A 24,833-nucleotide genomic window follows, 5' to 3' on the forward strand; every position below is an offset into this window, starting at 1 on the left:
TTTTCACTACTATCAGGGCTAGTAATCATCCCGTTGTAAGGCGTCTATTTTTAAATTACAAGTTTACGATACTCGCAATTTTATAACGCTCTTCATTATTTTTTGTTCTCAAAATGATTTCACCTAGAAATCCTGCTAGAAACAATTGTGTTCCCAAAACCATTGTAGTTAAGGCAATATAAAACCAAGGATTATTGGTCACAAGACTATAACGCATATCATTATACATGTGGTATAATTTTGAAAAACCGATGTAACCAGCAAGCATAAATCCAATAATAAACATCAAGGATCCCATCGCGCCAAAAAGGTGCATGGGTCTTTTTCCAAATCTGGACAAGAACCAAATCGTAATCAAATCTAAGAATCCGTTAATAAAACGTTCCATCCCAAATTTGGTTTCACCATATTTTCGGGCCTGATGTTGTACAACTTTTTCGCCAATTTTGCCAAAACCAGCATTCTTAGCCAATACCGGAATGTATCGGTGCATTTCACCAGAAACTTCGATATTCTTAACTACAATGTTTTTGTATGCTTTTAAGCCGCAATTGAAATCATTCAATTCTACGCCTGATGTTTTTCGAGCCGCCCAATTAAATAGTTTCGACGGAAGGTTTTTAGCCACTACAGAGTCGTAGCGTTTCTTTTTCCAACCCGAAACCAAATCGTATTTCCCATTGTTAATCATGTCATACAATCCCGGAATTTCCTCAGGGCTATCTTGCAAGTCAGCATCCATGGTAATGATAACATCTCCTTGTGCTTTAGCAAAACCAGCATGTAAAGCCTGTGATTTCCCAAAGTTTTTCATAAAACGCACTCCTTTTACATGAGGATTTTCTTTTGAAAAGCCTTCAATCAGTGCCCAAGAATTATCCGTACTACCATCATCCAGAAAAATGATCTCATAGGTATAATTATGGGATTGCACCACTTTGATGATCCATGTATAAAGTTCATGAAGCGATTCCTCTTCGTTTAAAAGCGGAATTAGTATAGATAAATTCATTAATTTTTATTCTTGTGTAGATTTGCTTTTAAAAAATGCTGCTAAAATTAAACCAAAAAGAGAACTAAAAAGTATTGTGAAAATAGACCCTTTTAATAATTCAATAGGTGAATAAGGATCATTTTCCTTCATTTTTGCTATAGCTTCATTGATTGAAGAAGCAGGTGCTCCTAACTTTTGCATCATATTCATTGAATACTTAATGATTAATTCATTCACAGCTTCTTTAGCCGAAGGATCAATGACATTGAAAAGTAAAATATTAAAAAGAACTGAAATTAATATTCCTATTACTATTGTAATGAAATAAGTAGTAAATGCATTTTTAAAAGAAAAAACACCATTTAACTCTTTTTTTGTCTTAACAAGTAAGGCTATACCTAAAATTAAATACGTCAAAATACTCAGTACACCTATCCACCATTCTGTGAATAAATTAAGATCAACAGCATATATTGTTGCTGTGATTAGTGCTGAAACTACTCCTATTATAACTCCAAAAGTTATTCCATTTTTTTTGACAATTTCGTTGATCATTTTAGGTGGTTTTAAAATTAGTTTACAAATATAACAATTCCCAATATATTCAACGTTAAAAAACGTTTTTTGAGTTCACATAAAAAAAGTGAAACAAAGATTTGTTTATTGAAAAAATAGTGTAAATTTGCAGACTCAAAATAAAAGTATAAAAACAAAAAGTTATTAGGAGTTTATACCTTTTCTGTAAAAAGAAAAGCTTCAAAGCAACTTAATAATTAACAAATAAAAAAGATTTACAAGATGAAAAAAGGAATTCACCCAGAAAATTACAGATTAGTAGCCTTCAAAGACATGTCAAATGAAGAAGTTTTTATTACTAAATCTACTGCAGATACTAAAGAAACAATAACTGTTGATGGTGTTGAATACCCAGTTGTAAAAATGGAGATATCTAGAACATCTCACCCTTTTTACACAGGTAAATCTAAACTTATCGATACTGCAGGACGTATTGATAAATTCAAAACTAAATACGCTAAACACGTTAAATAATTTTAACTTGTTTTCTATAATAGTAAAGCCTTTCTTCATGAAAGGCTTTTTTTATGCTATTTATTTGAAAACTTTGTAACTTTGAAGTCAATATTACAAACATGCAGGTGAAGTTGACACCGATATACTTATAAATAATCCACACTATGAATTACATCCTTTTTGACGGACCTTCAAGAAATGCCTTATTGCCTTTTACATTTACTCGTCCCGTTGCTGACATCTTGATTGGTATCATGACTATTAGACAAAAATGGGAATTGCATCTAGGGTCAACAACCACAACACTTACCGAGGAATATTTATCAGAAAAATATCCAATGGTGGAACTTGAAGTCAATGTAATGATTAACGCATCGTACCTTCCTAATGCGGTATTGGCAGAGATGGTAAGCAACTTAGAGCCTAATCAAGCTATTTTTAAAGGAGATGAAGTAATTGCTTTTTACACTACGGAGGAGCAAGAAGAAGTAGATTTTGATACTTATGAGATACTTGAATACACTGACGATTGTTTGACTGTGCACAATCCTTGGGATATTTTTGCTAAAAATGATGCTGCTATTAGAGAAGATTTTGAATTTCTAACCGAAGACAGACAATCACAACCCATACCAAAGAGTGTAAATGTCATTGCACCCGAGAATATTTTTATTGAGGAAGGAGCAAAGTTAGAGTTTGTAACTTTAAATGCTTCTACAGGTCCTATATATATAGGTAAGGATGCAGAAATCATGGAGGGCTCTGTGATTAGAGGTCCATTTGCCTTATGTGAACATGCGAAGGTGAAATTAGCGAGCAAAATTTATGGTGCAACCACTGTTGGACCATATTCTAAAGTAGGTGGTGAAATTAATAATTCAGTTTTATTTGGCTATTCAAATAAAGGACATGACGGATTTTTAGGAAATTCAGTCCTTGGAGAATGGTGTAATATAGGTGCGGATAGTAACAACTCAAATTTGAAAAACAATTATGAGGAAGTAAAATTATGGAGCTATGAAACGGAGGGATTTGTTAAAACGGGACTGCAGTTTTGTGGTTTGATGATGGGCGATCATAGTAAATGTGGTATCAATACGATGTTTAATACAGGAACAGTGATAGGTGTGAGTGCTAATGTTTTTGGAAGTGGTTTTCCGCGCAATTTCGTGCCAAGTTTTTCATGGGGTGGTGCAGCTGGATTTACAACGTACATCACTAAAAAAGCTTTTGAAACCGCCCGATTAGTCATGAGCCGCAGAAATATAGAATTTGATGAAAGAGAAGCAGCTATTTTAGAGCATGTTTTTGAGGAAACCAAAAAGTGGAGAAAAGAATAAGATCGTTTTTTATCATCTAGTATTTTAGAATGCTATTGCTGTAAAGATAATTCTGTTTAAGGCCTTTCTTTATAGTAATGGCATTTTTGTTTTTAGGATACTCAAAACTTTCTGAGTTGCAAATTGTCTAATTCTGTATTTAAACTATCTTTGCACCTTCAAAAAACGGTTTCATAAAATGTTGAATCCTTCACTCTTTTGAACATTAAACTTTAAACTCAAATAATGATTACAGTAAATGATATTTCAGTGCAATTTGGTGGTACAACGCTTTTTAGTGATGTTTCTTTTGCCATAAATGAAAATGATAAAATTGCCTTGATGGGTAAAAATGGCGCGGGTAAATCTACCTTACTTAAAATTATTGCAGGACAAAGTAAACCTTCAACCGGAAATATTTCGGCACCAAAAGATGCAGTAGTAGCTTATTTGCCGCAGCATTTGTTAACAACTGATGGGGCTACTGTTATGGAGGAAGCTTCAAAAGCTTTTGGGGAAATTTTTTCAATGAAAGCTGAGATTGATGAAATCAACGACCAGTTAACCATTCGTACTGATTATGAAAGTGATGCGTACATGAAATTAATCGAAAGAGTTTCAGACTTAAGCGAGAAGTTTTATGCCATTGAAGAAGTGAATTACGAAGCCGAAGTTGAAAAAATATTAACTGGTTTGGGTTTTTTACGTGAGGATTTCACAAGGCAAACATCAGAGTTTTCAGGAGGTTGGAGAATGCGAATTGAGTTAGCTAAAATTCTTTTGAAAAAACCAGACTTGATTTTACTAGATGAGCCTACCAATCATATGGATATTGAGAGTATTCAATGGTTAGAGGATTTTTTGATAAATTCAGCCAAGGCGGTTGTGGTAATTTCACACGATAGAGCGTTTGTAGATAATATTACCAATCGTACTATTGAAGTAACAATGGGACGTATTTACGATTATAAAGCAAAGTACACGCATTACTTAGAGTTACGCAAAGACCGTCGTATGCACCAGCAAAAAGCATACGATGAACAACAACGCATGATTGCTGATAATCGTACTTTTATTGACCGTTTCAAAGGAACGTTCTCTAAAACAGATGCCGTACAATCACGTGTAAAAATGCTCGAAAAATTGGTGATTGTTCAAGTGGATGAGGTAGATACATCGGCTTTAAAGTTAAAATTCCCTCCAGCAGCTCGCTCTGGTCAATATCCCGTTATTGTAAAGGAATTGACCAAATCGTATGGTGATCACGTAGTTTTTAAAGATGCTAGTTTGGTTATTGAAAGAGGTGAAAAAGTAGCTTTTGTAGGTAAAAATGGTGAGGGTAAATCGACTATGATTAAGGCCATTATGAAGGAGATTGGCATTGATGGTGGTAGTTTAGAGATTGGTCATAATGCTCAAATTGGGTATTTTGCTCAAAATCAAGCTTCGTTATTAGATGAAAATGCAACGATATTTGAAACCATAGACGATATTGCCGTAGGTGATGTACGTACTAAAATAAAAGATATTTTGGGCGCCTTTATGTTTCACGGTGACGATGTTACTAAAAAGGTAAAAGTACTTTCAGGTGGTGAAAAAACGCGTCTTGCGATGATTAAATTGTTGCTTGAGCCTGTAAATTTATTAATTCTAGATGAGCCTTCGAATCACTTAGATATGAAAACCAAAGACATTATCAAAGATGCTTTGCGTGATTTTGACGGAACTTTGATTCTAGTGTCACACGATCGTGATTTCTTGGACGGATTAGCAACAAAGGTTTTTGAATTTGGGAACAAACGAGTGGTAGAACATTTTGAAGATATCACTGGTTTCTTGGCCAACAAAAAAATGGAAAGCATGCGTGAAATTGAGAAATAATTTTTTACACTAAAGGTTATAAAAAAGCGACTGCAGGAATAATGCAGTCGTTTTTTGTTTATAGTCTAATTCCGGGAGGAAGTAATTCTTTGTATTGTGGGAATTTTTTAAAAAACTGCACGATTCGCGGTAAAATAGGAACTACTTTCCATTTTTTTTCGATGGCGTTTTCTAAAATACTTTTTAAAAAATCATTCAAAAAATCTTCGTCTTCAAATCCTTCTGGTTTGTGAATTTTGGTGAGAAAGATTTTCTTTTCCTGAAAAGAATACTCAACAGCGAGTAAACCTTGTGGGCTATTGGTTTCAAATTGTCTCGAAAATGTATTGTCTTTAATTTACATAAAATTAGGATCGTTACTGCTGCATTGGCACTTCAATCAACAGTATTTTAGCCGTACTATTAATTTTAATATCAAATGCAGATGTTCCGGTTATTCCTATTGCATCTCTTGCAGTCAGAATTTGGTTGTTTATTTCAATTTCACCTTCTATTAAAAACAAGTAAACTCCGTTGTTAGGAATCTGAATCGAGTAGGTGTAGCTGGTGTTGGTATCAAAAATACCCAAATGAAAAAAAGTTTTTTGGTGTACCCAAAGTGCGTTGCCATCGTTGTGGTCTTTTGGTGAAACTACGTTTATGAAAGTATTTTTGTGTTGTTCTAGGTCAAATGATTTTTGGTCGTATCGCGGCGTTACTTCTTCCGTATCCGGAAAAACCCATAATTGTAACGTTTTAGCGCGTTCTGTTTTGCTGGCATTCATTTCAGAATGTTCAACTCCGCTACCGGCACTCATTACTTGCACTTCGCCAAAGCGAATAACACCTTCGTTACCCATACTGTCTTTGTGCATCAAGCCACCTTCGAGGGGAATAGTGATGATTTCCATATTGGCGTGACCATGCGTGCCAAAACCAGCTCCAGCTGCAATCGTGTCGTCATTAAGTACACGTAGCATTCCAAATTGTACACGCTCTGGATTGAAATAGTTGCCAAACGAAAAAGAAAAATTAGCCTGAAGCCAGCCAAAATCGGCAGTACCTCTTGTATTTGCTTTATAAAGTTGCGAAGTCATAATTTATTATTAATATATGATTGTTAGTATGTGTATTTTCTAAAAAAAAATTAATTTTAAACAAATTTCGGTATAATAATGCTGAAAGGTGTTATAAATAAGTTAAAAGCAATTATGAGTAAAATACATGTTTATTTTATGCCTGGGTTGGCGGCTAGTACAACTATTTTTGAGCGTATAAAACTTCCTGAGACTGATTTTGAAATGCACTACCTGGAGTGGGAAATTCCATTTGATAATGAGACATTGGTAGCGTATGCCAAGAGAATTGCAGATAAAATAGCCCACAAAAATCCAGTTTTGATTGGGGTTTCTTTCGGTGGTATTTTAGTTCAGGAAATGGCAAAACATATTGCGGCTAGCAAAGTTATTATTATTTCCAGTGTCAAGAGTAATACTGAGTTTCCAGTGCGATTAAAGTTAGCAAAGTCCACTAAAGCTTATAAACTAATCCCGATGAACTTGATTTTGAATATAGAAAGTTTAGCTAAATTCTCTTTTGGTGAAAAAGTAAATCAAAGGCTCAAGTTGTATGAGAAATTTTTATCGGTTCGAGATATTCGTTATTTAACCTGGGCGGTAGAGCAAGTTGTGCTTTGGGATAGAGTCACAATCGATGAAAGTGTCATTCACATCCATGGAGATCTAGATGATGTTTTTCCTATAAAAAATATAAAAAAATGTATTGTTGTAAAAGGAGGTACTCACATTATGATTTTAAATAAATACAAATGGTTGAATGAGAAATTACCACTTATAATTACGGATAGTTATGAGGTTTAAAACTTTTTGAATAACAGCCAACTTAAAATTTTCTGGTGGTTGTGTTTAAACTTAATTTGTTGTTAGTAGTGTTAATCATGTCATCAAAAAGAGAGTAACTCATAGCGAATGCTGCGTCCTTAGAAATTTTTATTTTATTTTGATTTTTAATGCGATTGATGGTTACTACATTTTTATTTTCGTCTATGTAATATACGGTAGGCATTCCTAAAGTGTGTTTTAAGGTGGCTACTATTTTAAAATCATTTTGATAAGCCTCATTAGCATAGCAAATTTTTATTTTAGAATTAAATTGATTTGCTGTTTTCTTTAAATTTTTCTTTTTGTCCCAAAAGACTATGACTATTTGTAAATTATTACCATATTTATTAGCTAGTGTATTCAAAGCTGGAGCATCTCCTTTGTTACGCACGCACCAGCTGGCATAAGTAACCAATAAAATGGGTTTATTTATTTTATGGAGTATTACTTTTTTTGAATTATATCCTTTTATGGTAAAATCATCAAATAGAGTACCGTTTAGTTTGTGCTGAACTAGGGAGTCAAATAACCGCTTGCCCTCTGTGAAGTCTTTATTTTCAAAAGCAATTGCGCTTGCTGATTGATAAGGTTTGATATTGCGTTTTACAGCATCAGAAAAATAGACAATACTATCTTGTGCATAGTTGCCTGTGGTAAAAAGTATAAAAAACAGAATGTTTATTTTTCTCCACATAAATTCAAGTTTTACTATAAACTTATGTTAATTATTTAACTAATGTTAAATAAATCGTTGAACCGCCTAAAAAAAACGATAAACAGTAATATGTATAAAAAAACCACTTACAATTGTAAGTGGTTCATAATTAATTTATTAAAAAAAAGAGTTACATTTTTTTCATTTGCTCTTTCATCATTACAATTTGCTCCTTCAGCATGTTCTGTTTGTCTAACTTTTTAGCCTCGTTCAATAATGTTGTTGCCTCTAACTTACGACGTCTCGTCATGGCTACACCAGCAAGGTTTAATTTGGCTACAGCCAAATCCATATCCATTGATAAACCAAGTTCAATTGCTTTTTTGAAATATTTCTCTGCTTGATTGATATTGGTTTGAGAAAGCATAATTCCGTGTAGGTAATTGAAATATCCTTGTTGTTTTTGTACCAATGCTGTTTCTGGATTTTTAATGTATGCTAACCATTTTTTAGCGCCCTCAAAGTCTTGTTTTCTTAATTTTAGAAATGCTAAAAGGATAAATTCATTTTTAAAGTATAAAAATACGGGGATAACACTGATTAGTAAAAGAAAAATTCCATTACCAATATTACTCTCTGTGAATTGCCAAATGCCAGTAGCTACGATAAGTCCGGCAATAATAAGTTTGATATTTCTGTGAAACATAGTATGTTTAATTTAAGATTACAAATATAGTAAAATGAATTGAAAATAATTTTGCAAAACTACTTGTGAGGAAAAAAAGTCTTTGTATATTTGCACTCGGTTTTCGAATAAACAATTATTCAAATTAGTAGACATATAAATAAGATTTTAAAGATACAAAGCAATGAGCAAAAGAACATTTCAACCATCGAAAAGAAAAAGAAGAAATAAGCACGGATTTATGGACAGAATGGCTTCTGCTAATGGAAGAAAAGTTCTTGCGCGTAGAAGAGCTAAAGGAAGACATAAATTGACTGTTTCTAGTGAACCAAGACACAAAAAATAATGTTTTTATAAACATAATTAAGGCGTTACTTTTTTTAGTATCGCCTTTTTTTATACCTAGTCGTTAAAAAAGGACAGGTTATTTTACACTTAAGTGTCTATTTTTGATACTTTTAATAATTATAAACAACAACTACACAACACTACATAAAATGCCAAAAGATACATCTATAAAATCCGTTTTGATAATAGGTTCTGGTCCTATTGTTATTGGTCAAGCTTGTGAATTTGATTATGCAGGTTCACAATCGGCACGTTCTATTCGTGAAGAAGGAATTGAGGTCATCTTAATCAACTCTAACCCGGCTACAATTATGACTGACCCCTCAATGGCTGATCATGTTTATTTGAAGCCATTGACCACAAAGTCAATCATTGAAATTTTAAAAGCACATCCTCAAATTGATGCGGTTTTACCAACGATGGGAGGACAAACGGCTTTGAATTTATGTCTTGAAGCAGAAGAAAAGGGAATTTGGAAAGATTTTGATGTAAAATTAATTGGTGTAGATGTTAATGCCATTAATATTACTGAGGATAGAGAGCAGTTCAAACAATTGCTTAAAAAAATAAATGTACCATCGGCACCTGCTGAAATATGTACGTCCTACTTGAGAGGAAAAGAAATTGCACAAGAATTTGGTTTTCCATTGGTAATTCGTCCTTCGTTTACATTAGGAGGAACAGGAGCGGCTATTGTATACAAAAAAGAAGATTTTGATGAGCTTTTAACTAGAGGTTTAGAAGCATCTCCAATACACGAAGTTTTGATTGACAAAGCTTTGATGGGTTGGAAAGAATATGAATTGGAACTTTTGAGAGACAAAAACGACAATGTTGTTATCATTTGTTCTATTGAAAATATGGATCCAATGGGTATTCACACTGGAGATTCGATCACGGTTGCCCCAGCAATGACTTTATCAGATACAACGTTTCAAAAAATGCGTGATTATGCTATTTTGATGATGCGTAGCATAGGGAACTTTGCGGGTGGATGTAACGTGCAATTTGCTGTTTCGCCAGATGATAAAGAAGATATTGTAGCTATCGAGATCAATCCTCGTGTATCTCGTTCTTCTGCTTTGGCATCAAAAGCAACAGGATATCCTATTGCAAAAATCGCCTCTAAACTGGCCTTGGGTTACAACTTAGATGAATTGCAAAATCAAATTACTAGATCAACTTCGGCTTTGTTTGAGCCAACTTTGGATTATGTAATTGTAAAAATACCACGTTGGAACTTTGATAAGTTTGAAGGAGCTGATAGAACATTAGGGCTTCAAATGAAATCAGTAGGGGAGGTGATGGGAATTGGACGTTCGTTCCAAGAAGCCTTGCATAAAGCCACTCAATCATTGGAAATCAAAAGAAATGGTTTAGGAGCTGACGGAAAAGGATATACCAACTATGAACAAATTATTGAGAAACTAACTTTTGCAAGTTGGGATCGAGTGTTTGTGATTTATGATGCTATTGCCATGGGAATTCCGTTGAGTAGGATTCATGAAATTACTAAAATTGACATGTGGTTCTTGAAGCAATATGAAGAACTTTACACTTTAGAAAAAGAGATTTCTACTTTTAAAGTTGAAACGTTGCCAAGAGAATTATTGCTTGAAGCCAAACAAAAAGGGTTTGCTGACAGACAAATTGCCCATATGGTAGGTTGTTTAGAAAGCCAAGTTCATGATTTGCGTACCGCTAAAAATATCAACCGTGTATTTAAACTGGTAGATACTTGTGCTGCAGAGTTCAAAGCAAAAACACCGTATTACTATTCTACTTTTGAAGCTGAAATTGAAAAAGCAGATGGTATACGTTACGTAGACAATGAAAGTATTGTTACCGATAAAAAGAAAATTATTGTTTTGGGCTCAGGGCCAAATCGAATTGGGCAAGGTATAGAATTTGATTACTCTTGCGTACACGGAGTACTTGCTGCTAAAGAGTGCGGTTACGAAACCATCATGATCAACTGTAATCCCGAAACGGTTTCAACTGACTTTGATACTGCTGATAAATTGTATTTCGAGCCTGTTTTTTGGGAGCATATTTATGATATCATTCAACACGAAAAACCAGAAGGAGTTATTGTTCAGCTAGGGGGGCAAACGGCTTTGAAATTAGCTGAAAAATTATCTAAATACGGAATCAAAATCATAGGAACTAGTTTTGACGCACTGGATTTAGCCGAAGATAGAGGGCGTTTTTCTGAACTTTTGACAGAATTAGCTATTCCGTTTCCACAGTTTGGTATTGCAGAAACTGCTGATGAAGCTGCTGCTCTAGCAGATACGTTAGACTTCCCATTATTGATTCGTCCTTCTTATGTTTTAGGTGGTCAAGGAATGAAAATTGTGATTAACAAACAAGAACTTGAGGAACACGTAATTAATTTATTGAAAACCATTCCAGGGAATAAATTACTTTTAGATCATTATTTAGATGGTGCGATTGAAGCGGAAGCAGATGCTATTTGCGACGGTGAAAATGTATACATCATAGGGATTATGGAGCATATTGAGCCTTGTGGTGTGCACTCTGGCGACAGTAATGCTACTCTGCCGCCATTCAACTTAGGTGAATTTGTGATGCAACAAATAAAAGATCACACTCAAAAAATTGCATTAGCACTTAAAACCGTTGGATTAATCAACATTCAGTTTGCGATAAAAAATGATATTGTGTACATCATAGAAGCAAATCCAAGAGCCTCTCGTACGGTGCCATTTATTGCAAAAGCCTATGGAGAACCGTATGTGAACTATGCAACAAAAGTTATGTTAGGCCATAATAAAGTAACTGATTTTGATTTTAATCCGCAGTTGAAAGGATTTGCCATAAAGCAGCCCGTGTTTTCTTTTAGTAAGTTCCACAATGTAAACAAAGCTTTAGGACCAGAAATGAAATCAACAGGGGAAAGTATTTTATTTATTGATGACTTGAAAGACGATCAGTTTTATGAATTGTACTCCAGAAGAAAAATGTATTTAAGTAAATAAAACTCAAAACATTTATACAAAAAAAGCCCCAACTGGGGCTTTTTTTTGTGGGACTGTATGTTTGGATTAAGCAATATTTGCCAAATCTGTTGGAAAAGGGCGATAAGCATAATAGTGTAGGACCTCTTCAATGGCTGTGCTTAATGCTTTATTGATAGGCATCATAGTAGTTCCTAGGCGTGCATCAATCTGGGAGAGTTGCATGTAATAATCTGTAAAAACAGGAATATAAAGTCCTTTGCTGATAGCCTCTTCAGTAGTTTTGTAGTGTTCGTTTTGTCCTTCTTTTATGATTTTGCAAGTCGCTAATCGTAGCTGACCGTATTTGTCTCTCGTGGCTGCATATCCAAAAAGCCTGCAGATTAAACCGCGGTATCGGTAATTGCTGCAACGCCCCATAGCTCGATCTACTAAGGTTAGAGGTTGATACAAGTGACAATAAGTATTGGATTTATGTTGTAACGTGTCCAGTGTTTTTTCGGCTTCTCCATTCAAAAATAAATGCAGTGCCCAAGGCAAAAACTCTAATGGCGACGCTTCTATCTCAGGAGTGCTGCAACATGCACCGCAACCGCTACAACAGTTTAATTGTGATTGGGCCTGAAAGACTATAATTTCCTTTTCAAGACGGTCAAATAATGCTTCTACCAATTGAACTTTGTGCGCTATAGCCATGAGTTTCTTGGTAAGGTAGGCTATTAAAAACCAGTAGAGTCACAATTGGGATTTACTTGTGAGTTGTTATATAATGGGTTCTAGCTTTAGTAATTTTTGTTTGGCTTGCTGTTTGTTTTTTTGGTAAGCGTAGGAAAGTATTTTGAAACACACAATTTTTTAATTCTTAGAATTTGATTCTAATTTTTTCAATAGTTCTGATTTTACATAAACTTTACCTTCAATGATTGTGATTGCAACTGTTTTTATGTTTGTAATATCTTGTAATGGATTTTTATCTAGAATTATTAAATCAGCAGATTTGCCTGGTTCGATTGTTCCCCAATTTTTGGTTTCACCAAAGAAGGATGCAGGTGTTGAAGTGGCCGATTTTAAAATAGTAAAGGTATCAATTCCAGCATTTGACCAATTTACCATTTCATCGTGCATATTGAATCCGTTCATTTGAAAGGTGCCTGCTGGGTCACTACCTAGTAACAAAAGGCATTTGTTATCATTGAGTTGTTTTAGAATTTTTTGTTTGTATTGAAATTGAGGTTTGTATTTTTCTGCAGCTTGTATGATTTGGTCATTTCCTTTTGCAGTTACGTAATCGTTTAATTCTTTTTCCCATTTTTCGAGATACGTTTTAGGAGCATTAAAATAAACTAGTCTATTTTTATAGTCATTCGGATAACTAAGTTTTACTGACATAATATCCCAATCTAGCGTAGGGCAGTTGTACACGCTATATTTTTTTGTTAATTGAATAGCATTTGCTAGAGCACTTTGGTCATTAATTTTTTCGTAGCCAGCAAGATGTTCAATGCTTTTGTAGCCAGATTGCAGTACTTTTTCAAGAGCAACTTCCTTCGGATAGTGTCCACAAACGATAACAGAATTTCTATTGGCCGATTTCATCAAGTTGTCAAAAACTTCTTCATTAGCTATGCTAAAAACTTTTATGAAATTAAGATTATTCTTTTTTATTGCAACCATCAAGCTGTCAAATTGCGGTTCTGTATACTTATCCTCACGGGTTATTATATGACTGTAATGTATTTTAGGACTTACTATCTTTGAACCAGTTTCAATTTTACTTTTTAATAGGAGTTGCGGTGTTTTAGTATTCATAATCCTAATTTGAGTTACTCCTGCGGCAATATTTTCCAAAAGATAATTCTCTACATCCTTTTCTGCAGGGACATGGCTGTGCATTTCAGCTAAGCCTGGCATCAAGAACTTGTTGTAACCCTCAATTACTTCAAGGTTTGATTTTTTTGACATTTTATTGTAATCATCAATCTTTACAATTTTGCCGTTTTCAATTAAAACGCTTTTTCTTTCAGTAACATTTGGACTGGTCATTGTTATTATGTTAATGTCTTTTATGATCAATCCTTTGGATTCTTGCGTCATTCCATTACTACTCCATAAAACAGCAAAGAGAGATAGTATTTTTAGTTTCATTTTTGATTTAATTCTTTTTATTTATTAGGAATTCAAGTTATTGATGCGTTCAGTTGAATATTTTAAGCACTTATCTTTATAGACCAAAACAAAAATTCCCAAAGATAATTTGGGAATTTTATCTCATATTTTATTATTTCTTCTTTAATTCTTTCTTGAAAAAATCAATGGTTCTGGTCCAAGATAAAGTAGCGGCTTTTTCATCGTACCTTGGAGTAGTATTGTTGTGAAAACCATGGTTAACACCATCGTAAAAATAGGCTACATGTTGTACATTGTTCTTTTTTAAAATGCTTTCATAAGCAGGCCAACCTTCGTTCACACGGGTATCTAAGCCAGCGTATTGGGCTAGGATTGGGGTTTTTATCATTTCGGCTTCAGCTGCTGTCGGTTGACCTCCATAATAAGGTACTGCGGCACCAAGTTCGGGTATTTTTACGGCCATCATATTCGCAATCCAACCTCCAAAACAAAACCCAACAACTCCTATATGTCCGTTGCAATCTTTGTGCGATTTTAAAAAATGGTAAGCAGCAATAAAATCTTCGAGCATTTCTTCGCGCGTACGTTTTTTTTGAAGTTCGCGTCCCGCATCGTCATTACCAGGATAGCCACCTAATGGAGATAAAGCATCTGGCGCTAGCGTAATAAATCCTTCAACTGCTCCTCTACGGCCTACATCTTCAATGTACGGATTAAGACCTCGATTTTCATGTACTACAATAATTCCGGGTAATTTCTTTTTTGTTCGTGTAGGTTGAGATAAAAGTCCTTTTATTGGCCCACCGCCTTTGTCCGAATTGTAAGTAATAAATCCAGATTTTATTCTAGGATCTTCGGGTTGTATCAAAATTGAGTCTACATAATTAGGGGACATAAAGCTCAATAATGACGGAAGCGTTAAGGTACCAACAGCAAATAAAGATAGTTTTTCTACAAATCCGCGACGGTCAATTTTGTTGTGCGCATAATCGTCATATAAGTCAAATACTTCTTGACTGATATCTTCTTTGGTTATTTTTTTCATAGTTTCTTTTTAGTTGGTACTAAATTATAAAAAAAGTGGGAACGAATTACTTTTGAAAATGGTATTATATTATGAGATTTAAAACGTTTTTATACTCTGTATAAACTTACTTGTTTTTATATTTATATTTTTGTTGTTTCAATCAAACATTTAAGGAGGCCATTCAAATGGTATTTTTTGTCATTTTATAACTAAAAGCTATGAATCCAAAAGGAGAATCACAACAAAATACGGGTTTTGGTACGAATGCCAATAATTACGGTGGCCGTTTTATCAACAAGGATGGAAGTGCCAATGTTGAAAAAAGAGGAATGTTTATCTTAAATAGAATCAGTTGGTACCACACCATGATTGATATGCCACGTTGGCGGTTTCTTTCTATACTTTTGTTATTCTATATTGGAATAAATCTTGTTTTTGCACTTTTATATTATGCAATTGGGATCGAACACTTAAACGGTATTGATGTTAAAGGATCTGATTGGGGAAAATTTGGTCAAGCTTATTTTTTTAGTGCTCAAACCTTTACCACTGTAGGGTATGGTCACATTAGTCCTGTGGGTTTTTTGAGTAGTTTATTAGCTGCAGCCGAGGCATTAATTGGTTTGCTGAGTTTTGCCATTGCTACAGGTTTGTTTTTTGGACGTTTTAGTAAACCAACTGCTTTTTTGAAATTTTCTCATAATGCTATCATTGCACCGTATAGAGAGGGTACGGGTTTGATGATGCGAGTAACCCCTTTTAAAAACACTAATCTTACTGATGCTTTTGCTAAGGTCACCATTAGAATGAGCATAAAAGAAAATGAGGTTTATATCAATAAATTTTTTGCATTAGACCTAGAATTAGAAAGAATAAATGTACTCACTTTAAGCTGGACACTCGTTCATCCTATTACAGAGAGCAGTCCACTATATGGTTTTACCGAAGAAGATTTCAAATCTACCAATGGAGAAATTATTGTATTCTTAACCGCCTTTGACGACATGTTTAGCAATACAGTTGCCACAAGAACATCATATACATTTAACGAATTAATTTATGGGGCTAAATTTGAACCTATGTACACTAGAAATGAAGATAATTCTAAGACAATTCTGCATTTAGACCTTTTGAATACAATAAAACGGGTGAGTTTGAAGTAAATACAACTGTTTTTACTTGTTTTGGTGTATTTAGTACCATTTATAATAAAATTTATTTTACATTTGTTCAATAAATATTGAAAAACGATGAACAATGTAAAAAATGTATTCAGTATCAAGGATCTTGAAAACCTTTCGGGGATCAAAGCTCACACGATACGAATTTGGGAGAAACGTTACGATATTCTTCAGCCCATGCGTACAGATACTAACATTCGTTTGTATGATTTGGCTAGTTTACAAAAACTTTTAAACATAACCTTGCTCCATGATTATGGGTACAAGATATCAAAAATTGCAACCTATCCTCAGGAAAAAATTCCGTCGCTTGTACGTGAAATAATTTCGAGTAAAACTGCAAAAAGTCACGCCATCAGTGAGTTTAAGATGGCTATGATGAACTTTGATCAAGAGTTGTTTTTTAACACATACAATTGGTTAATAGCTGAGAAATCATTTAAAGAGATTTTTCATCAAGTTTTTATTCCATTGATGAATGAATTAGGACTTTTGTGGCAATCCGATACCATTACACCTGCTCACGAGCATTTTATTAGTTATTTAATCAAACAAAAATTACTAATTAATACAGAGAAACTTCAAGTTTTGAAGCAAACCAAGAATGATAAAGTTTTTGTTTTGTCTTTACCTATGAACGAGATTCATGAACTAGGTTTGATGTACTTAAACTATGAAGTGTTATTACACGGATACAAAACGATTTATCTGGGTGAAAGTATGCCTATTGAAAACCTAAAAGACTTAAAAAAACACTTTAACTCTATTGTTTATGTGTCTTACATGACGGTTCAGCCAGAACGAGATATTCTGGATAATTATATTCAGAAGATGTCAGAAGAATTATTAGATGACACCACAGAATTATGGTATATTGGTCGCATGGTTGAGTTTATAAAAAAGGACGAACTTCCAGAGCAAATAACAATTTTTAATTCTATCTCAGAATTAATTGATTGGATTTAATATTTTGTTTAAACAATTTGTATATTTGCTAGACAAATGAAAGATATAAAAAAAATTACAATAATAGGATCAGGCTTCTCTGCTTTGGCTGCAGCTTCCTATTTAGCTCAAAGTGGTCATAATGTGACAGTTTATGAAAAAAATGATTCATTAGGTGGTAGAGCCAGACAACTTAAAATAGACGGTTTTACATTTGACATGGGGCCAAGTTGGTACTGGATGCCTGATGTATTTGAGCGATTTTTTGCTGATTTTGGTAAAAAAACTACTGATTATTATGAGTTGATTAAACTAGCACCAGCCTACAGAGTGTACTACGGAATCAATGATTTTATTACTATTGCTGATAATTTAGATGAAATTGTTGCTACTTTCGAGTCCATCGAAAAGGGTAGTGGTTCAAAGCTGCAAAAATTTATGGGACGTGCCAAAAGCAACTATGATATCGCTATAAAAGATTTAGTCTATCGTCCAGGAGTTTCGGCTTTAGAATTAATTACCACCGAAACGGCATTAAAAGTAGGAGAATTTTTTAGTAACATCAGTAGAGATGTACGCAAGCAATTTAAAAATGAACGATTAATTCAGATTTTAGAGTTTCCTGTTTTATTCCTTGGTGCAAAACCATCGGATACGCCTTCTTTTTACAGTTTCATGAACTTTGCTGATTTCGGATTGGGCACTTGGCACCCAAAAACTGGAATGTTTGATGTGGTGAGAGCCATGGTAAATCTTGCAAAAGAACAAGGAGTACAATTTGTTACCAATGCGGGAGTTGACAAAATAATTGTTGAAAATGGAACTGCAGTTGCACTTCAAATAAATGGAGAGCGCGTGGCATCTGATTTAATTTTGAGTGGTGCTGATTACCACCACACAGAAACATTATTAGATCAAAAATACCGAGCGTATTCAGAGAAATATTGGGACAGTAAAGTTTTTGCTCCATCATCATTATTGTTTTATGTAGGATTTAATAAAAAATTAGAAAACATAGCACACCATGCTTTGTTTTTTGATGTTGATTTTTATCAGCATGCTAAGGATATTTATGATGAACCTCAATGGCCGAAAGAGCCTTTGTTTTATGCAAATTTCCCATCTGTAACAGATGCAACTGCTGCACCTGAAGGTATGGAGTCTGGATTTTTTCTTGTACCTTTAGCACCAGGGATAAATGATACTGAGGCTTTAAGAGAAGAATATTTTGAAATAATCATCAAGCGTTTTGAAACCCTAACACAGCAAAATGTTAGAGAAAGTATTATTTTTAAAGAGTCTTTTTGTAAAAATGATTTTGTTTCAGAGTATAATTCATACAAAGGAAATGCGTACGGCATGGCAAATACACTCTTGCAAACAGCGTTTTTGAGACCGAAGTTAAAAAGTAAAAAGGTTAAGAATTTATATTTCACAGGTCAATTAACGGTTCCTGGTCCTGGGGTTCCTCCGGCATTAATTTCTGGAAAATTAGTGTCAGAATTAATTAATAAGCAATTTTCAGAGCAATAGTATGAAAGAATTATTTGACGATGTGTCTTTTAAATGTAGCAAGTTAGTTACTAAAAATTACAGTACCTCTTTTTCATTAGCGGTATACATGTTATCACCAAGCATAAGAGACGCCATTTATAGCATTTATGGTTTTGTGCGTTTTGCAGATGAAATTGTGGATACATTTCATGGCTATGATAAAGAAGAGTTGATTACAGAGTTTGAAGATGAGTATTACAAAGCCTTAAAAAGAGGAATCAGTTTAAATCCTATTTTGAATTCTTTTCAACAAACGGTTAAGCAATACAACATTAGCGATGATCTTGTTCAAGCATTTTTACGAAGCATGAAACTAGATTTAATCAAATCTGATTATCACAGTAAAGAAGAGTATGATGCTTACATATACGGTTCTGCTGACGTAGTAGGACTTATGTGCCTCAAAGTTTTTGTAGCGGGTGATGATAAACGTTACGAGCAACTTAAAGACGAAGCCATGAGACTAGGTTCGGCTTTCCAGAAAGTCAATTTTTTACGTGATTTAAAAGATGATAATCTTGTCCTTAACAGAAATTATTTCCCAGGCGTAGATCTAAATTCATTTGATGAAAAAGCAAAAACACAAATCATCAACGAAATAGAAGAAGATTTTAGAGTGGCTTACGAAGGGATTGTGAAATTGCCAATCGAAGCTAAGTTTGGTGTTTACACCGCATTTGTTTATTACAAAAAATTATTAAAAAAACTTGAAAATACGCCGTATCACGAAATCGGTAGCGCTCGTATTAGGGTTTCTAATTACACCAAAGCAGGTTTACTAGCCAAATCTTTTGTGTCATATAAATTAAAACTAGTATAATTTTCAGCATTAATAAAAATTGTTACACTTAAATACATAATATAATGATATTTTTTTTGATTTTTCTTGGTACTTTTTTAACCATGGAGGGGATTACTTGGTGTACCCATAAGTATGTAATGCACGGTTCCATGTGGTATTTTCATGCAGATCATCATCAGCCAAAATACGCAAACATCTTTGAGAGAAACGACATCTTTTTTGTGATTTTTGCAGCGCCAAGCATAGCTCTTTTTTACTACGGAGTTGAAGGCGGATTGAATTATAGATTTTTCATAGGTCTAGGCATTATGTTTTATGGTTTGTGCTATTTCTTAATTCACGATGTTCTTATTCATCAGCGTTTTAAGTGGTTCAAACACACAAATAATAAGTATTTAATAGGTTTGCGCAAAGCACACAAAGTACACCACAAGCATTTAGGTAAAGAACACGGAGAGTGTTTTGGGATGCTGTTTGTACCCTTCAAATACTACAAAATTTAATAAAAATCGTTGGGGCGTGACCTCGCTTCCACTAGCGTTACAGCGGGGTCGGGCTATCCGTTCCCGCTTTTTTTTGGCTTGACAAAAAAAGTCAACCCCAAAAAAAGAGCTCCACTATTATCCCTCACGCGCACAAAAACACCAATTTCTTTTACAAAGCCATTATGAAAATATACAAACAAGAAACCGTTCAGCATGTCAATGCATCTGTTGCTGAATGTTGGGCTTTTTTTTCGAACCCAAAAAACCTTCAAAAAATTACACCCGAAGGAATGGGTTTTCAAATCACTGATTTTGATCAAAAATCAATGTATGCCGGACAAGTTATACAATATAGAGTAACACCACTTTTTGGTATTACATTATCTTGGATGACCCTCATAACTCAAGTTAAAGAAAATAGCTATTTCATAGACGAGCAGCGTTTTGGACCTTACAGCTTTTGGCACCACAAACATTTTTTTGAAGAAACACCTACAGGAACAAAAATGACTGATGTGGTACATTATGGCTTGCCATTAGGGATTTTAGGTCGCATCATGAACGCATTAGTAGTGAAAAATAAATTAAAATCAATTTTTGAATACCGTGTAACAAAGGTTGATGAAATTTTTAATTCGAAATAATGAGTAAGCAACAAGTATCTCTCTTTTGGTTTAGACGGGATTTAAGACTAGACGATAATGCAGGTTTATTTCAGGCCTTACAGTCAAGCAAAGTTGTAATTCCTTTGTTTATTTTTGATGATGCCATACTGGATAAACTGCCAGTAAATGATGCAAGGGTCAATTTTATACATGAATCATTAAGTGCCATTCAAGATACACTAGTTCAAATAGGGAGCTCACTTCTTGTAAAAAAAGGACAAACTCATGTTGTTTGGAAATCGCTTTTAGAAGAATACGATATTCAAAATGTTTTTTATAACAAAGATTATGAGCCGTATGCACTAGAGCGTGATGCTGCCATTTGTGAGTTGTTGGCACAAAGTAATGTAAAAGCACAAGCTTTTAAAGACCAAGTAATTTTCGAAGAAAAAGAAATCACAAAAGCTGATGGGTTGCCTTATACCGTATACACACCCTTTAAAAACAAATGGTTAGAAAAATACAAAACGATGGCGCCTGTTGTGGAGTATGATACGGAATCATTATACGCTAATTTTCACAAGAATACCTATGCAATGCCTACACTGGAAGAAATAGGTTTTGAAAAAAGCGTGATCACAGTTAAGCCTCACAATCTCAAGTTTATATCAAATTATCAGGATACAAGAGATTTTCCAGCTATGGATAAAACCTCTTATCTATCTCCTCATTTGCGTTTTGGGACAGTTAGTGTGCGTAAATTAGTCAATTGGGCTTTTCATAAAAATGATGTTTTTTTAAGCGAATTGATTTGGAGAGAATTCTTTATGCAAATTCTTTTTAATTTTCCCAAGGTAGCGAATCGTAATTTTAAAGCGGCTTACGACGGAATAGAATGGCGCAATGATGAAGCCGATTTTAAACGATGGTGCGAAGGGAAAACAGGTTATCCTATGGTTGATGCGGGGATGCGTCAGCTTAATGAAACCGGCTACATGCACAATAGAGTCCGTATGGTTGTGGCTAGTTTCTTGTGCAAGCATTTATTAATTGAATGGCAATGGGGCGAGGCCTATTTTGCACAAAAATTATTAGACTATGACATGTCTGCAAATGTAGGCAACTGGCAATGGGCTGCTGGAACTGGTTGTGATGCAGCGCCATATTTTAGAGTTTTTAATCCAGATATTCAACAAAAAAAGTTTGATGAAAAAGGATCTTACATTAGAAAATGGATTAAGGAATTTGATTTAGGATACGGAAAACCTATGGTAGAGCACGCTATGGCTAGAGATAGAGCTATTGCTACGTATAAAGCAGGAATTTTAAAATAGTTTACATATTACAATACGTGTTTATAGTTTTTAAGCGCGTATTGTTTTTTATTTTTGACAGAATTAGTAAATTAATTTTTGAAGCATTCCTTTGAATATAAATCCATGAAAAGGAACAACGCTGTACCAATACAATTTACCCCATATTCCATCAGGTCTAAAAGTTGCCGATTGATATAAGGTATTTCCAATTATTTTAAACTCGAGCCAAGCTTCACCTGGGAGTTTCATTTCGGCAAATAAGATAAGTTTTCCCTCTTGTTTATTGGCATACAAAACCCTCCAAAAATCAAGAGCATCACCAGCATGTATGTCATGTCTGTTGGTTCGTCCACGTCTGGAACCTACACCACCATATAATTTATCAATAAAACCTCGTAAATCCCAGAGCCAATCTCCGTAATACCAACCGGTTTCGCCTCCTATGGACCAAATTCTACTTATGGTAAATTCTCGGTCAATGATTTCCATTTTTCTACGATCAATAAAGCAGTCTTTTTTGGGTACTTTTAAATAATTAGAAAGATTGGTGTTGAAACGCCCGCTAATCATAGAATCTTTCCAGCTAGAAGCTACTTTATCTTCGTCCACTTTTATCAAAGCTCGTTTTAATGCCTGTTGGTACGTCATAGGTTTTACTTGCACAATGTCATTAATTCTATTGTCATTGCACACCACTTCAACTTTCATACTACTCACCAATGCCGATGCCAATCTGTAGGATGTAGAAGTTACAAAATACAACCAGTAGGAGGAAAGCTTAGGAGTCATAACAGGTACTGTGAAAATCCATCTTTTTAAATTTTTGGCTGCAGCAAAACCTAAAAGCATCTCTTTATATGTTAAAATATCAGGCCCACCAATATCAAAACTTTGATCAAACGTTTTTGGATTCAATAAGGATCTCATTAAAATATCCAACACATCTGTGATAGCTATGGGTTGACATCTTGTGTTGAGCCATTTTGGGGTGATCATTACAGGTAGTTTATTGACTAAATCCCTGATAATATCAAATGAGGCACTACCAGATCCTACTATAATTCCAGCGCGTAGGGTAGTGGTAGCAAATGTTCCGGTGGTCAAAATATCTTCTACTTTTTTTCGGGAAGAAAGGTGTTTTGACAAGGTTTGGTCGTTTACAATACCACTTAAATAAATTACTTGCTGCACGCTAGTTTGGTTTAACTTAGAAACAAAGTTTCTTGCTGATAAACTTTCTAATTCATCATAGTTTGTGGCAGATCCTGACATAGAGTGTATCAAATAATACGCTACATCTATGGCATTAGGAATATTTTGAACCGAGAGTTCGTCTAAAAAATCAACTTCAATTACTGTAATTTTACTTTGAAATTCAATAGGGCAATAAAACCTATTCTTATCTCGTACACAACATATTACTTCATGACCTTGTTCTACTAATAAGGGTAAAAGTCTTTTTCCTATGTATCCTGTGGCACCAGTTAAGAGAATTTTCATGGCTTTATAAATTAGGTTAACAAAAAAAGGAAACTACGCAATATTTAAATCTTGTAATTTCCTTTTGTGAATTTATGGTAGGATTGTAATTTTTATCTAAAGATACAATTAACTTAGCTTATTAGATATCAAACTGATAAACTCTTTTCTGGTTTTGTCTTTTTCAAATGCACCGGTAAACGAAGAAGTAGTTGTTACAGAATTTTGTTTTTGAATTCCACGCATTTGCATACACATGTGTTGTGCTTCAATCACTACGGCAACTCCAAGCGGATTTAAGGCCTCTTGAATACAATTTTTTATTTGGTCTGTCAATCGTTCTTGTACTTGCATTCTTCGAGCAAACGCATCTACAACTCTAGGTATTTTACTCAAACCTACAATTTTTCCGTTTGGAATATAAGCAACATGAGCTTTACCAAAAAACGGAAGCATGTGATGCTCACACATGGAGTACACTTCAATATCTTTTACAACAATCATTTGCTGGTGATCTTCAGTAAACATAGCTGATTTTAGGATTTCTAAAGGATCTAAACCATATCCATGTGTTAAATATTGCATTGCTTTTGCAACGCGTTCTGGTGTTTTTTCAAGTCCTTCACGAGTCACATCTTCACCTAAATTTTCAATTATAACCTTATAATTATCTGCCAAAGCTTCTGTAATCTCGGTATCGTATTGTTCTATTTTTTCGTAACTTTTCATTTCTTTTATCATGGTATGCTTTGTGTAAATTATAAGTGTGTCTATTTTATTGTATTACCTTCTGTTTTTTTGAATTAGTATTGAATAATAATTACAATTCAAAATATAGTTGGAATGTGTTATATTTTAAATGAAACTATTCCGTAGTCCATTTCGAAAATTTGACCTGAAATAGATTTAGCGTTCTCTGAAATCAAGAAGTTAGCCATATTCGCAACTTCTTCGGGCTTTAAATACCCTTTCATCGGGTGGCGCTCTACCATGTTTTCTTTCATTCGATCGTTTCTTAATATTCCCGCTGCTAAAGTCGTTTCGGTAATTGTAGGGGCAATAGCATTGATTCTAATCACAGATGCTAATTCAGCTCCCAATGATTTAACAAGCCCTTCAATACCTGCTTTGGCCGTTGCAATACTCGCATGAAATGGCATTCCTAATTTTACAGCTACTGTACTAAACAACACTATAGATGGATTAGTTCCTTTCCTTAATGCAGGAAGGTATTTTTGTATTGCCTTTACAGCCCCAATGACGTTTATTTCAAAATCATTTCTGAAATCGTCAATACTTAAACTTCCTATTGGTTTAAGATTTATAGAACCCGGACAGTAAATTAAAGTGTCTACGTTTTCTATTTCTGGTAAAGTATCTTGTAGGACATTTATTGAAAAGTGTCTCAAGTTGGGGTGAGTTATTTCAGGCTCGTTTCTACTTATGTTGTACACGATATTGCTTTCTAATTGTTGTAATAGTATAGCACTACCAATACCTTTGCTTCCCCCAATGATTACTATGTTTTTCATGTGTA

The 24,833-nt window shown here is 34.2% G+C and carries 25 protein-coding genes; 13 read left to right on the forward strand and 12 right to left on the reverse strand.

Annotated elements, in window-relative coordinates:
• Nucleotides 1–55: 55 nt before the first annotated feature.
• Both DNC80_RS00205 and DNC80_RS00210 read right to left on the reverse strand, forming a co-directional pair.
• Nucleotides 56–1,012 carry a glycosyltransferase family 2 protein gene (locus DNC80_RS00205; RefSeq protein WP_182648207.1) on the reverse strand — a complete coding sequence of 319 codons (957 nt, stop codon included), beginning with the start codon at nt 1,010–1,012 and terminating at the stop codon, nt 56–58.
• Nucleotides 1,013–1,018: 6 nt separating this feature from the next.
• Nucleotides 1,019–1,549: a DUF4199 domain-containing protein gene (locus DNC80_RS00210; protein ID WP_182648209.1), complete on the reverse strand. Its 531-nt coding sequence runs from the start codon at nt 1,547–1,549 to the stop codon at nt 1,019–1,021.
• Between the two features lie 243 nt (nt 1,550–1,792).
• Here DNC80_RS00210 and DNC80_RS00215 point away from each other — a divergent pair, with 243 nt between their 5' ends.
• The 3 genes from DNC80_RS00215 to DNC80_RS00225 all read left to right on the forward strand — a co-directional run bounded on the left by DNC80_RS00215 (nt 1,793) and on the right by DNC80_RS00225 (nt 5,226).
• Nucleotides 1,793–2,044: a type B 50S ribosomal protein L31 gene (locus tag DNC80_RS00215; protein WP_086455156.1), complete on the forward strand. Its 252-nt coding sequence runs from the start codon at nt 1,793–1,795 to the stop codon at nt 2,042–2,044.
• Between the two features lie 146 nt (nt 2,045–2,190).
• Nucleotides 2,191–3,366: a GlmU family protein gene (locus DNC80_RS00220; protein WP_182648211.1), complete on the forward strand. Its 1,176-nt coding sequence runs from the start codon at nt 2,191–2,193 to the stop codon at nt 3,364–3,366.
• A gap of 225 nt (nt 3,367–3,591) precedes the next feature.
• Nucleotides 3,592–5,226, forward strand: a complete 1,635-nt coding sequence (locus tag DNC80_RS00225) for an ABC-F family ATP-binding cassette domain-containing protein (RefSeq protein WP_182648213.1) — start codon at nt 3,592–3,594, stop codon at nt 5,224–5,226.
• 58 nt (nt 5,227–5,284) lie between these two features.
• Here DNC80_RS00225 and DNC80_RS15940 read toward each other — a convergent pair whose 3' ends face one another.
• Together DNC80_RS15940 and DNC80_RS00230 are read right to left on the reverse strand one after the other, a co-directional pair.
• Nucleotides 5,285–5,563: a GNAT family N-acetyltransferase gene (locus tag DNC80_RS15940; protein ID WP_370628657.1), complete on the reverse strand. Its 279-nt coding sequence runs from the start codon at nt 5,561–5,563 to the stop codon at nt 5,285–5,287.
• A gap of 19 nt (nt 5,564–5,582) precedes the next feature.
• The gene (locus DNC80_RS00230; RefSeq protein ID WP_182648216.1) at nt 5,583–6,302 is read right to left on the reverse strand and encodes a pirin family protein; all 720 of its coding nucleotides are present in this window, start codon (nt 6,300–6,302) and stop codon (nt 5,583–5,585) included.
• 114 nt (nt 6,303–6,416) lie between these two features.
• On the opposite strand from DNC80_RS00230, the gene DNC80_RS00235 reads away from it, so the two are divergent.
• A complete protein-coding gene (locus DNC80_RS00235) occupies nt 6,417–7,085 on the forward strand; it encodes an alpha/beta hydrolase (RefSeq protein WP_182648218.1) in 669 nt (222 codons plus the stop codon).
• Nucleotides 7,086–7,107: 22 nt separating this feature from the next.
• Here the strand turns inward: DNC80_RS00235 and DNC80_RS00240 are convergent, their stop codons facing one another.
• Together DNC80_RS00240 and DNC80_RS00245 are read right to left on the reverse strand one after the other, a co-directional pair.
• The gene (locus DNC80_RS00240; protein WP_182648220.1) at nt 7,108–7,800 is read right to left on the reverse strand and encodes a thioredoxin family protein; all 693 of its coding nucleotides are present in this window, start codon (nt 7,798–7,800) and stop codon (nt 7,108–7,110) included.
• Between the two features lie 151 nt (nt 7,801–7,951).
• Nucleotides 7,952–8,467: a hypothetical protein gene (locus DNC80_RS00245; RefSeq protein WP_086453558.1), complete on the reverse strand. Its 516-nt coding sequence runs from the start codon at nt 8,465–8,467 to the stop codon at nt 7,952–7,954.
• A gap of 163 nt (nt 8,468–8,630) precedes the next feature.
• Here DNC80_RS00245 and rpmH point away from each other — a divergent pair, with 163 nt between their 5' ends.
• The gene (gene rpmH, locus DNC80_RS00250) at nt 8,631–8,792 is read left to right on the forward strand and encodes a 50S ribosomal protein L34 (protein WP_008464848.1); all 162 of its coding nucleotides are present in this window, start codon (nt 8,631–8,633) and stop codon (nt 8,790–8,792) included.
• Nucleotides 8,793–8,943: 151 nt separating this feature from the next.
• The gene (gene carB / locus DNC80_RS00255; protein WP_182648229.1) at nt 8,944–11,796 is read left to right on the forward strand and encodes a carbamoyl-phosphate synthase large subunit; all 2,853 of its coding nucleotides are present in this window, start codon (nt 8,944–8,946) and stop codon (nt 11,794–11,796) included.
• A 66-nt stretch (nt 11,797–11,862) separates the two neighbouring features.
• Here the strand turns inward: carB and DNC80_RS00260 are convergent, their stop codons facing one another.
• The 3 genes from DNC80_RS00260 to DNC80_RS00270 all read right to left on the reverse strand — a co-directional run bounded on the left by DNC80_RS00260 (nt 11,863) and on the right by DNC80_RS00270 (nt 14,947).
• Entirely contained in the window at nt 11,863–12,471 is a 609-nt protein-coding gene (locus DNC80_RS00260) for a YkgJ family cysteine cluster protein (protein ID WP_182648231.1), read from the reverse strand.
• Between the two features lie 159 nt (nt 12,472–12,630).
• Complete coding sequence (locus DNC80_RS00265; protein WP_182648233.1) at nt 12,631–13,920, reverse strand: amidohydrolase family protein; 1,290 nt, start codon at nt 13,918–13,920, stop codon at nt 12,631–12,633.
• 133 nt (nt 13,921–14,053) lie between these two features.
• Nucleotides 14,054–14,947 carry a dienelactone hydrolase family protein gene (locus DNC80_RS00270; RefSeq protein ID WP_182648235.1) on the reverse strand — a complete coding sequence of 298 codons (894 nt, stop codon included), beginning with the start codon at nt 14,945–14,947 and terminating at the stop codon, nt 14,054–14,056.
• Nucleotides 14,948–15,147: 200 nt separating this feature from the next.
• Between DNC80_RS00270 and DNC80_RS00275 the strand changes: the two genes are divergently transcribed.
• The 7 genes from DNC80_RS00275 (at nt 15,148) to DNC80_RS00305 (ending at nt 21,835) form a co-directional block, all read left to right on the forward strand.
• On the forward strand, nt 15,148–16,092 hold the full coding sequence (locus tag DNC80_RS00275) for an ion channel (protein WP_182648237.1): 945 nt from the start codon (nt 15,148–15,150) through the stop codon (nt 16,090–16,092).
• Between the two features lie 87 nt (nt 16,093–16,179).
• Entirely contained in the window at nt 16,180–17,076 is an 897-nt protein-coding gene (locus tag DNC80_RS00280; protein ID WP_182648240.1) for a MerR family transcriptional regulator, read from the forward strand.
• Nucleotides 17,077–17,112: 36 nt separating this feature from the next.
• Complete coding sequence (locus DNC80_RS00285; protein WP_182648242.1) at nt 17,113–18,588, forward strand: NAD(P)/FAD-dependent oxidoreductase; 1,476 nt, start codon at nt 17,113–17,115, stop codon at nt 18,586–18,588.
• Between the two features lies 1 nt (nt 18,589).
• Complete coding sequence (locus DNC80_RS00290) at nt 18,590–19,429, forward strand: phytoene/squalene synthase family protein (protein WP_182648244.1); 840 nt, start codon at nt 18,590–18,592, stop codon at nt 19,427–19,429.
• Between the two features lie 44 nt (nt 19,430–19,473).
• Nucleotides 19,474–19,914 carry a sterol desaturase family protein gene (locus DNC80_RS00295; protein WP_144888901.1) on the forward strand — a complete coding sequence of 147 codons (441 nt, stop codon included), beginning with the start codon at nt 19,474–19,476 and terminating at the stop codon, nt 19,912–19,914.
• Between the two features lie 164 nt (nt 19,915–20,078).
• A complete protein-coding gene (locus tag DNC80_RS00300) occupies nt 20,079–20,540 on the forward strand; it encodes an SRPBCC family protein (RefSeq protein WP_182648245.1) in 462 nt (153 codons plus the stop codon).
• Nucleotides 20,540–21,835, forward strand: a complete 1,296-nt coding sequence (locus tag DNC80_RS00305) for a deoxyribodipyrimidine photo-lyase (RefSeq protein ID WP_182648247.1) — start codon at nt 20,540–20,542, stop codon at nt 21,833–21,835. Before DNC80_RS00300 ends, DNC80_RS00305 begins: the two co-directional genes overlap by 1 nt.
• 63 nt (nt 21,836–21,898) lie before the next feature.
• On the opposite strand, the gene DNC80_RS00310 is transcribed toward DNC80_RS00305, so the two are convergent.
• From DNC80_RS00310 to DNC80_RS00320, 3 genes are all read right to left on the reverse strand, one after another.
• Nucleotides 21,899–23,317, reverse strand: a complete 1,419-nt coding sequence (locus DNC80_RS00310) for an SDR family oxidoreductase (protein WP_182648249.1) — start codon at nt 23,315–23,317, stop codon at nt 21,899–21,901.
• 108 nt (nt 23,318–23,425) lie between these two features.
• A complete protein-coding gene (gene folE, locus DNC80_RS00315; RefSeq protein ID WP_255493137.1) occupies nt 23,426–24,037 on the reverse strand; it encodes a GTP cyclohydrolase I FolE in 612 nt (203 codons plus the stop codon).
• 107 nt (nt 24,038–24,144) lie between these two features.
• Nucleotides 24,145–24,828: an SDR family NAD(P)-dependent oxidoreductase gene (locus DNC80_RS00320; RefSeq protein WP_182648252.1), complete on the reverse strand. Its 684-nt coding sequence runs from the start codon at nt 24,826–24,828 to the stop codon at nt 24,145–24,147.
• Between the last annotated feature and the right edge of the window lie 5 nt (nt 24,829–24,833).

This window comes from Flavobacterium sp. SOK18b, from assembly GCF_014156605.1.
In the GTDB taxonomy this organism is placed as follows: Bacteria; Bacteroidota; Bacteroidia; order Flavobacteriales; family Flavobacteriaceae; genus Flavobacterium; species Flavobacterium tiangeerense.

Bases quoted from the DNA above. Each gene is read 5' to 3' on its own strand.
- DNC80_RS00205 (WP_182648207.1), bottom strand. From the start codon at position 1,012: ATGAATTTATCTATACTAATTCCGCTTTTAAACGAAGAGGAATCGCTT.
- DNC80_RS00210 (WP_182648209.1), bottom strand. From the start codon at position 1,549: ATGATCAACGAAATTGTCAAAAAAAATGGAATAACTTTTGGAGTTATA.
- DNC80_RS00215 (WP_086455156.1), top strand. From the start codon at position 1,793: ATGAAAAAAGGAATTCACCCAGAAAATTACAGATTAGTAGCCTTCAAA.
- DNC80_RS00220 (WP_182648211.1), top strand. From the start codon at position 2,191: ATGAATTACATCCTTTTTGACGGACCTTCAAGAAATGCCTTATTGCCT.
- DNC80_RS00225 (WP_182648213.1), top strand. From the start codon at position 3,592: ATGATTACAGTAAATGATATTTCAGTGCAATTTGGTGGTACAACGCTT.
- DNC80_RS00230 (WP_182648216.1), bottom strand. From the start codon at position 6,302: ATGACTTCGCAACTTTATAAAGCAAATACAAGAGGTACTGCCGATTTT.
- DNC80_RS00235 (WP_182648218.1), top strand. From the start codon at position 6,417: ATGAGTAAAATACATGTTTATTTTATGCCTGGGTTGGCGGCTAGTACA.
- DNC80_RS00240 (WP_182648220.1), bottom strand. From the start codon at position 7,800: ATGTGGAGAAAAATAAACATTCTGTTTTTTATACTTTTTACCACAGGC.
- DNC80_RS00245 (WP_086453558.1), bottom strand. From the start codon at position 8,467: ATGTTTCACAGAAATATCAAACTTATTATTGCCGGACTTATCGTAGCT.
- rpmH (WP_008464848.1), top strand. From the start codon at position 8,631: ATGAGCAAAAGAACATTTCAACCATCGAAAAGAAAAAGAAGAAATAAG.
- carB (WP_182648229.1), top strand. From the start codon at position 8,944: ATGCCAAAAGATACATCTATAAAATCCGTTTTGATAATAGGTTCTGGT.
- DNC80_RS00260 (WP_182648231.1), bottom strand. From the start codon at position 12,471: ATGGCTATAGCGCACAAAGTTCAATTGGTAGAAGCATTATTTGACCGT.
- DNC80_RS00265 (WP_182648233.1), bottom strand. From the start codon at position 13,920: ATGAAACTAAAAATACTATCTCTCTTTGCTGTTTTATGGAGTAGTAAT.
- DNC80_RS00270 (WP_182648235.1), bottom strand. From the start codon at position 14,947: ATGAAAAAAATAACCAAAGAAGATATCAGTCAAGAAGTATTTGACTTA.
- DNC80_RS00275 (WP_182648237.1), top strand. From the start codon at position 15,148: ATGAATCCAAAAGGAGAATCACAACAAAATACGGGTTTTGGTACGAAT.
- DNC80_RS00280 (WP_182648240.1), top strand. From the start codon at position 16,180: ATGAACAATGTAAAAAATGTATTCAGTATCAAGGATCTTGAAAACCTT.
- DNC80_RS00285 (WP_182648242.1), top strand. From the start codon at position 17,113: ATGAAAGATATAAAAAAAATTACAATAATAGGATCAGGCTTCTCTGCT.
- DNC80_RS00290 (WP_182648244.1), top strand. From the start codon at position 18,590: ATGAAAGAATTATTTGACGATGTGTCTTTTAAATGTAGCAAGTTAGTT.
- DNC80_RS00295 (WP_144888901.1), top strand. From the start codon at position 19,474: ATGATATTTTTTTTGATTTTTCTTGGTACTTTTTTAACCATGGAGGGG.
- DNC80_RS00300 (WP_182648245.1), top strand. From the start codon at position 20,079: ATGAAAATATACAAACAAGAAACCGTTCAGCATGTCAATGCATCTGTT.
- DNC80_RS00305 (WP_182648247.1), top strand. From the start codon at position 20,540: ATGAGTAAGCAACAAGTATCTCTCTTTTGGTTTAGACGGGATTTAAGA.
- DNC80_RS00310 (WP_182648249.1), bottom strand. From the start codon at position 23,317: ATGAAAATTCTCTTAACTGGTGCCACAGGATACATAGGAAAAAGACTT.
- folE (WP_255493137.1), bottom strand. From the start codon at position 24,037: ATGATAAAAGAAATGAAAAGTTACGAAAAAATAGAACAATACGATACC.
- DNC80_RS00320 (WP_182648252.1), bottom strand. From the start codon at position 24,828: ATGAAAAACATAGTAATCATTGGGGGAAGCAAAGGTATTGGTAGTGCT.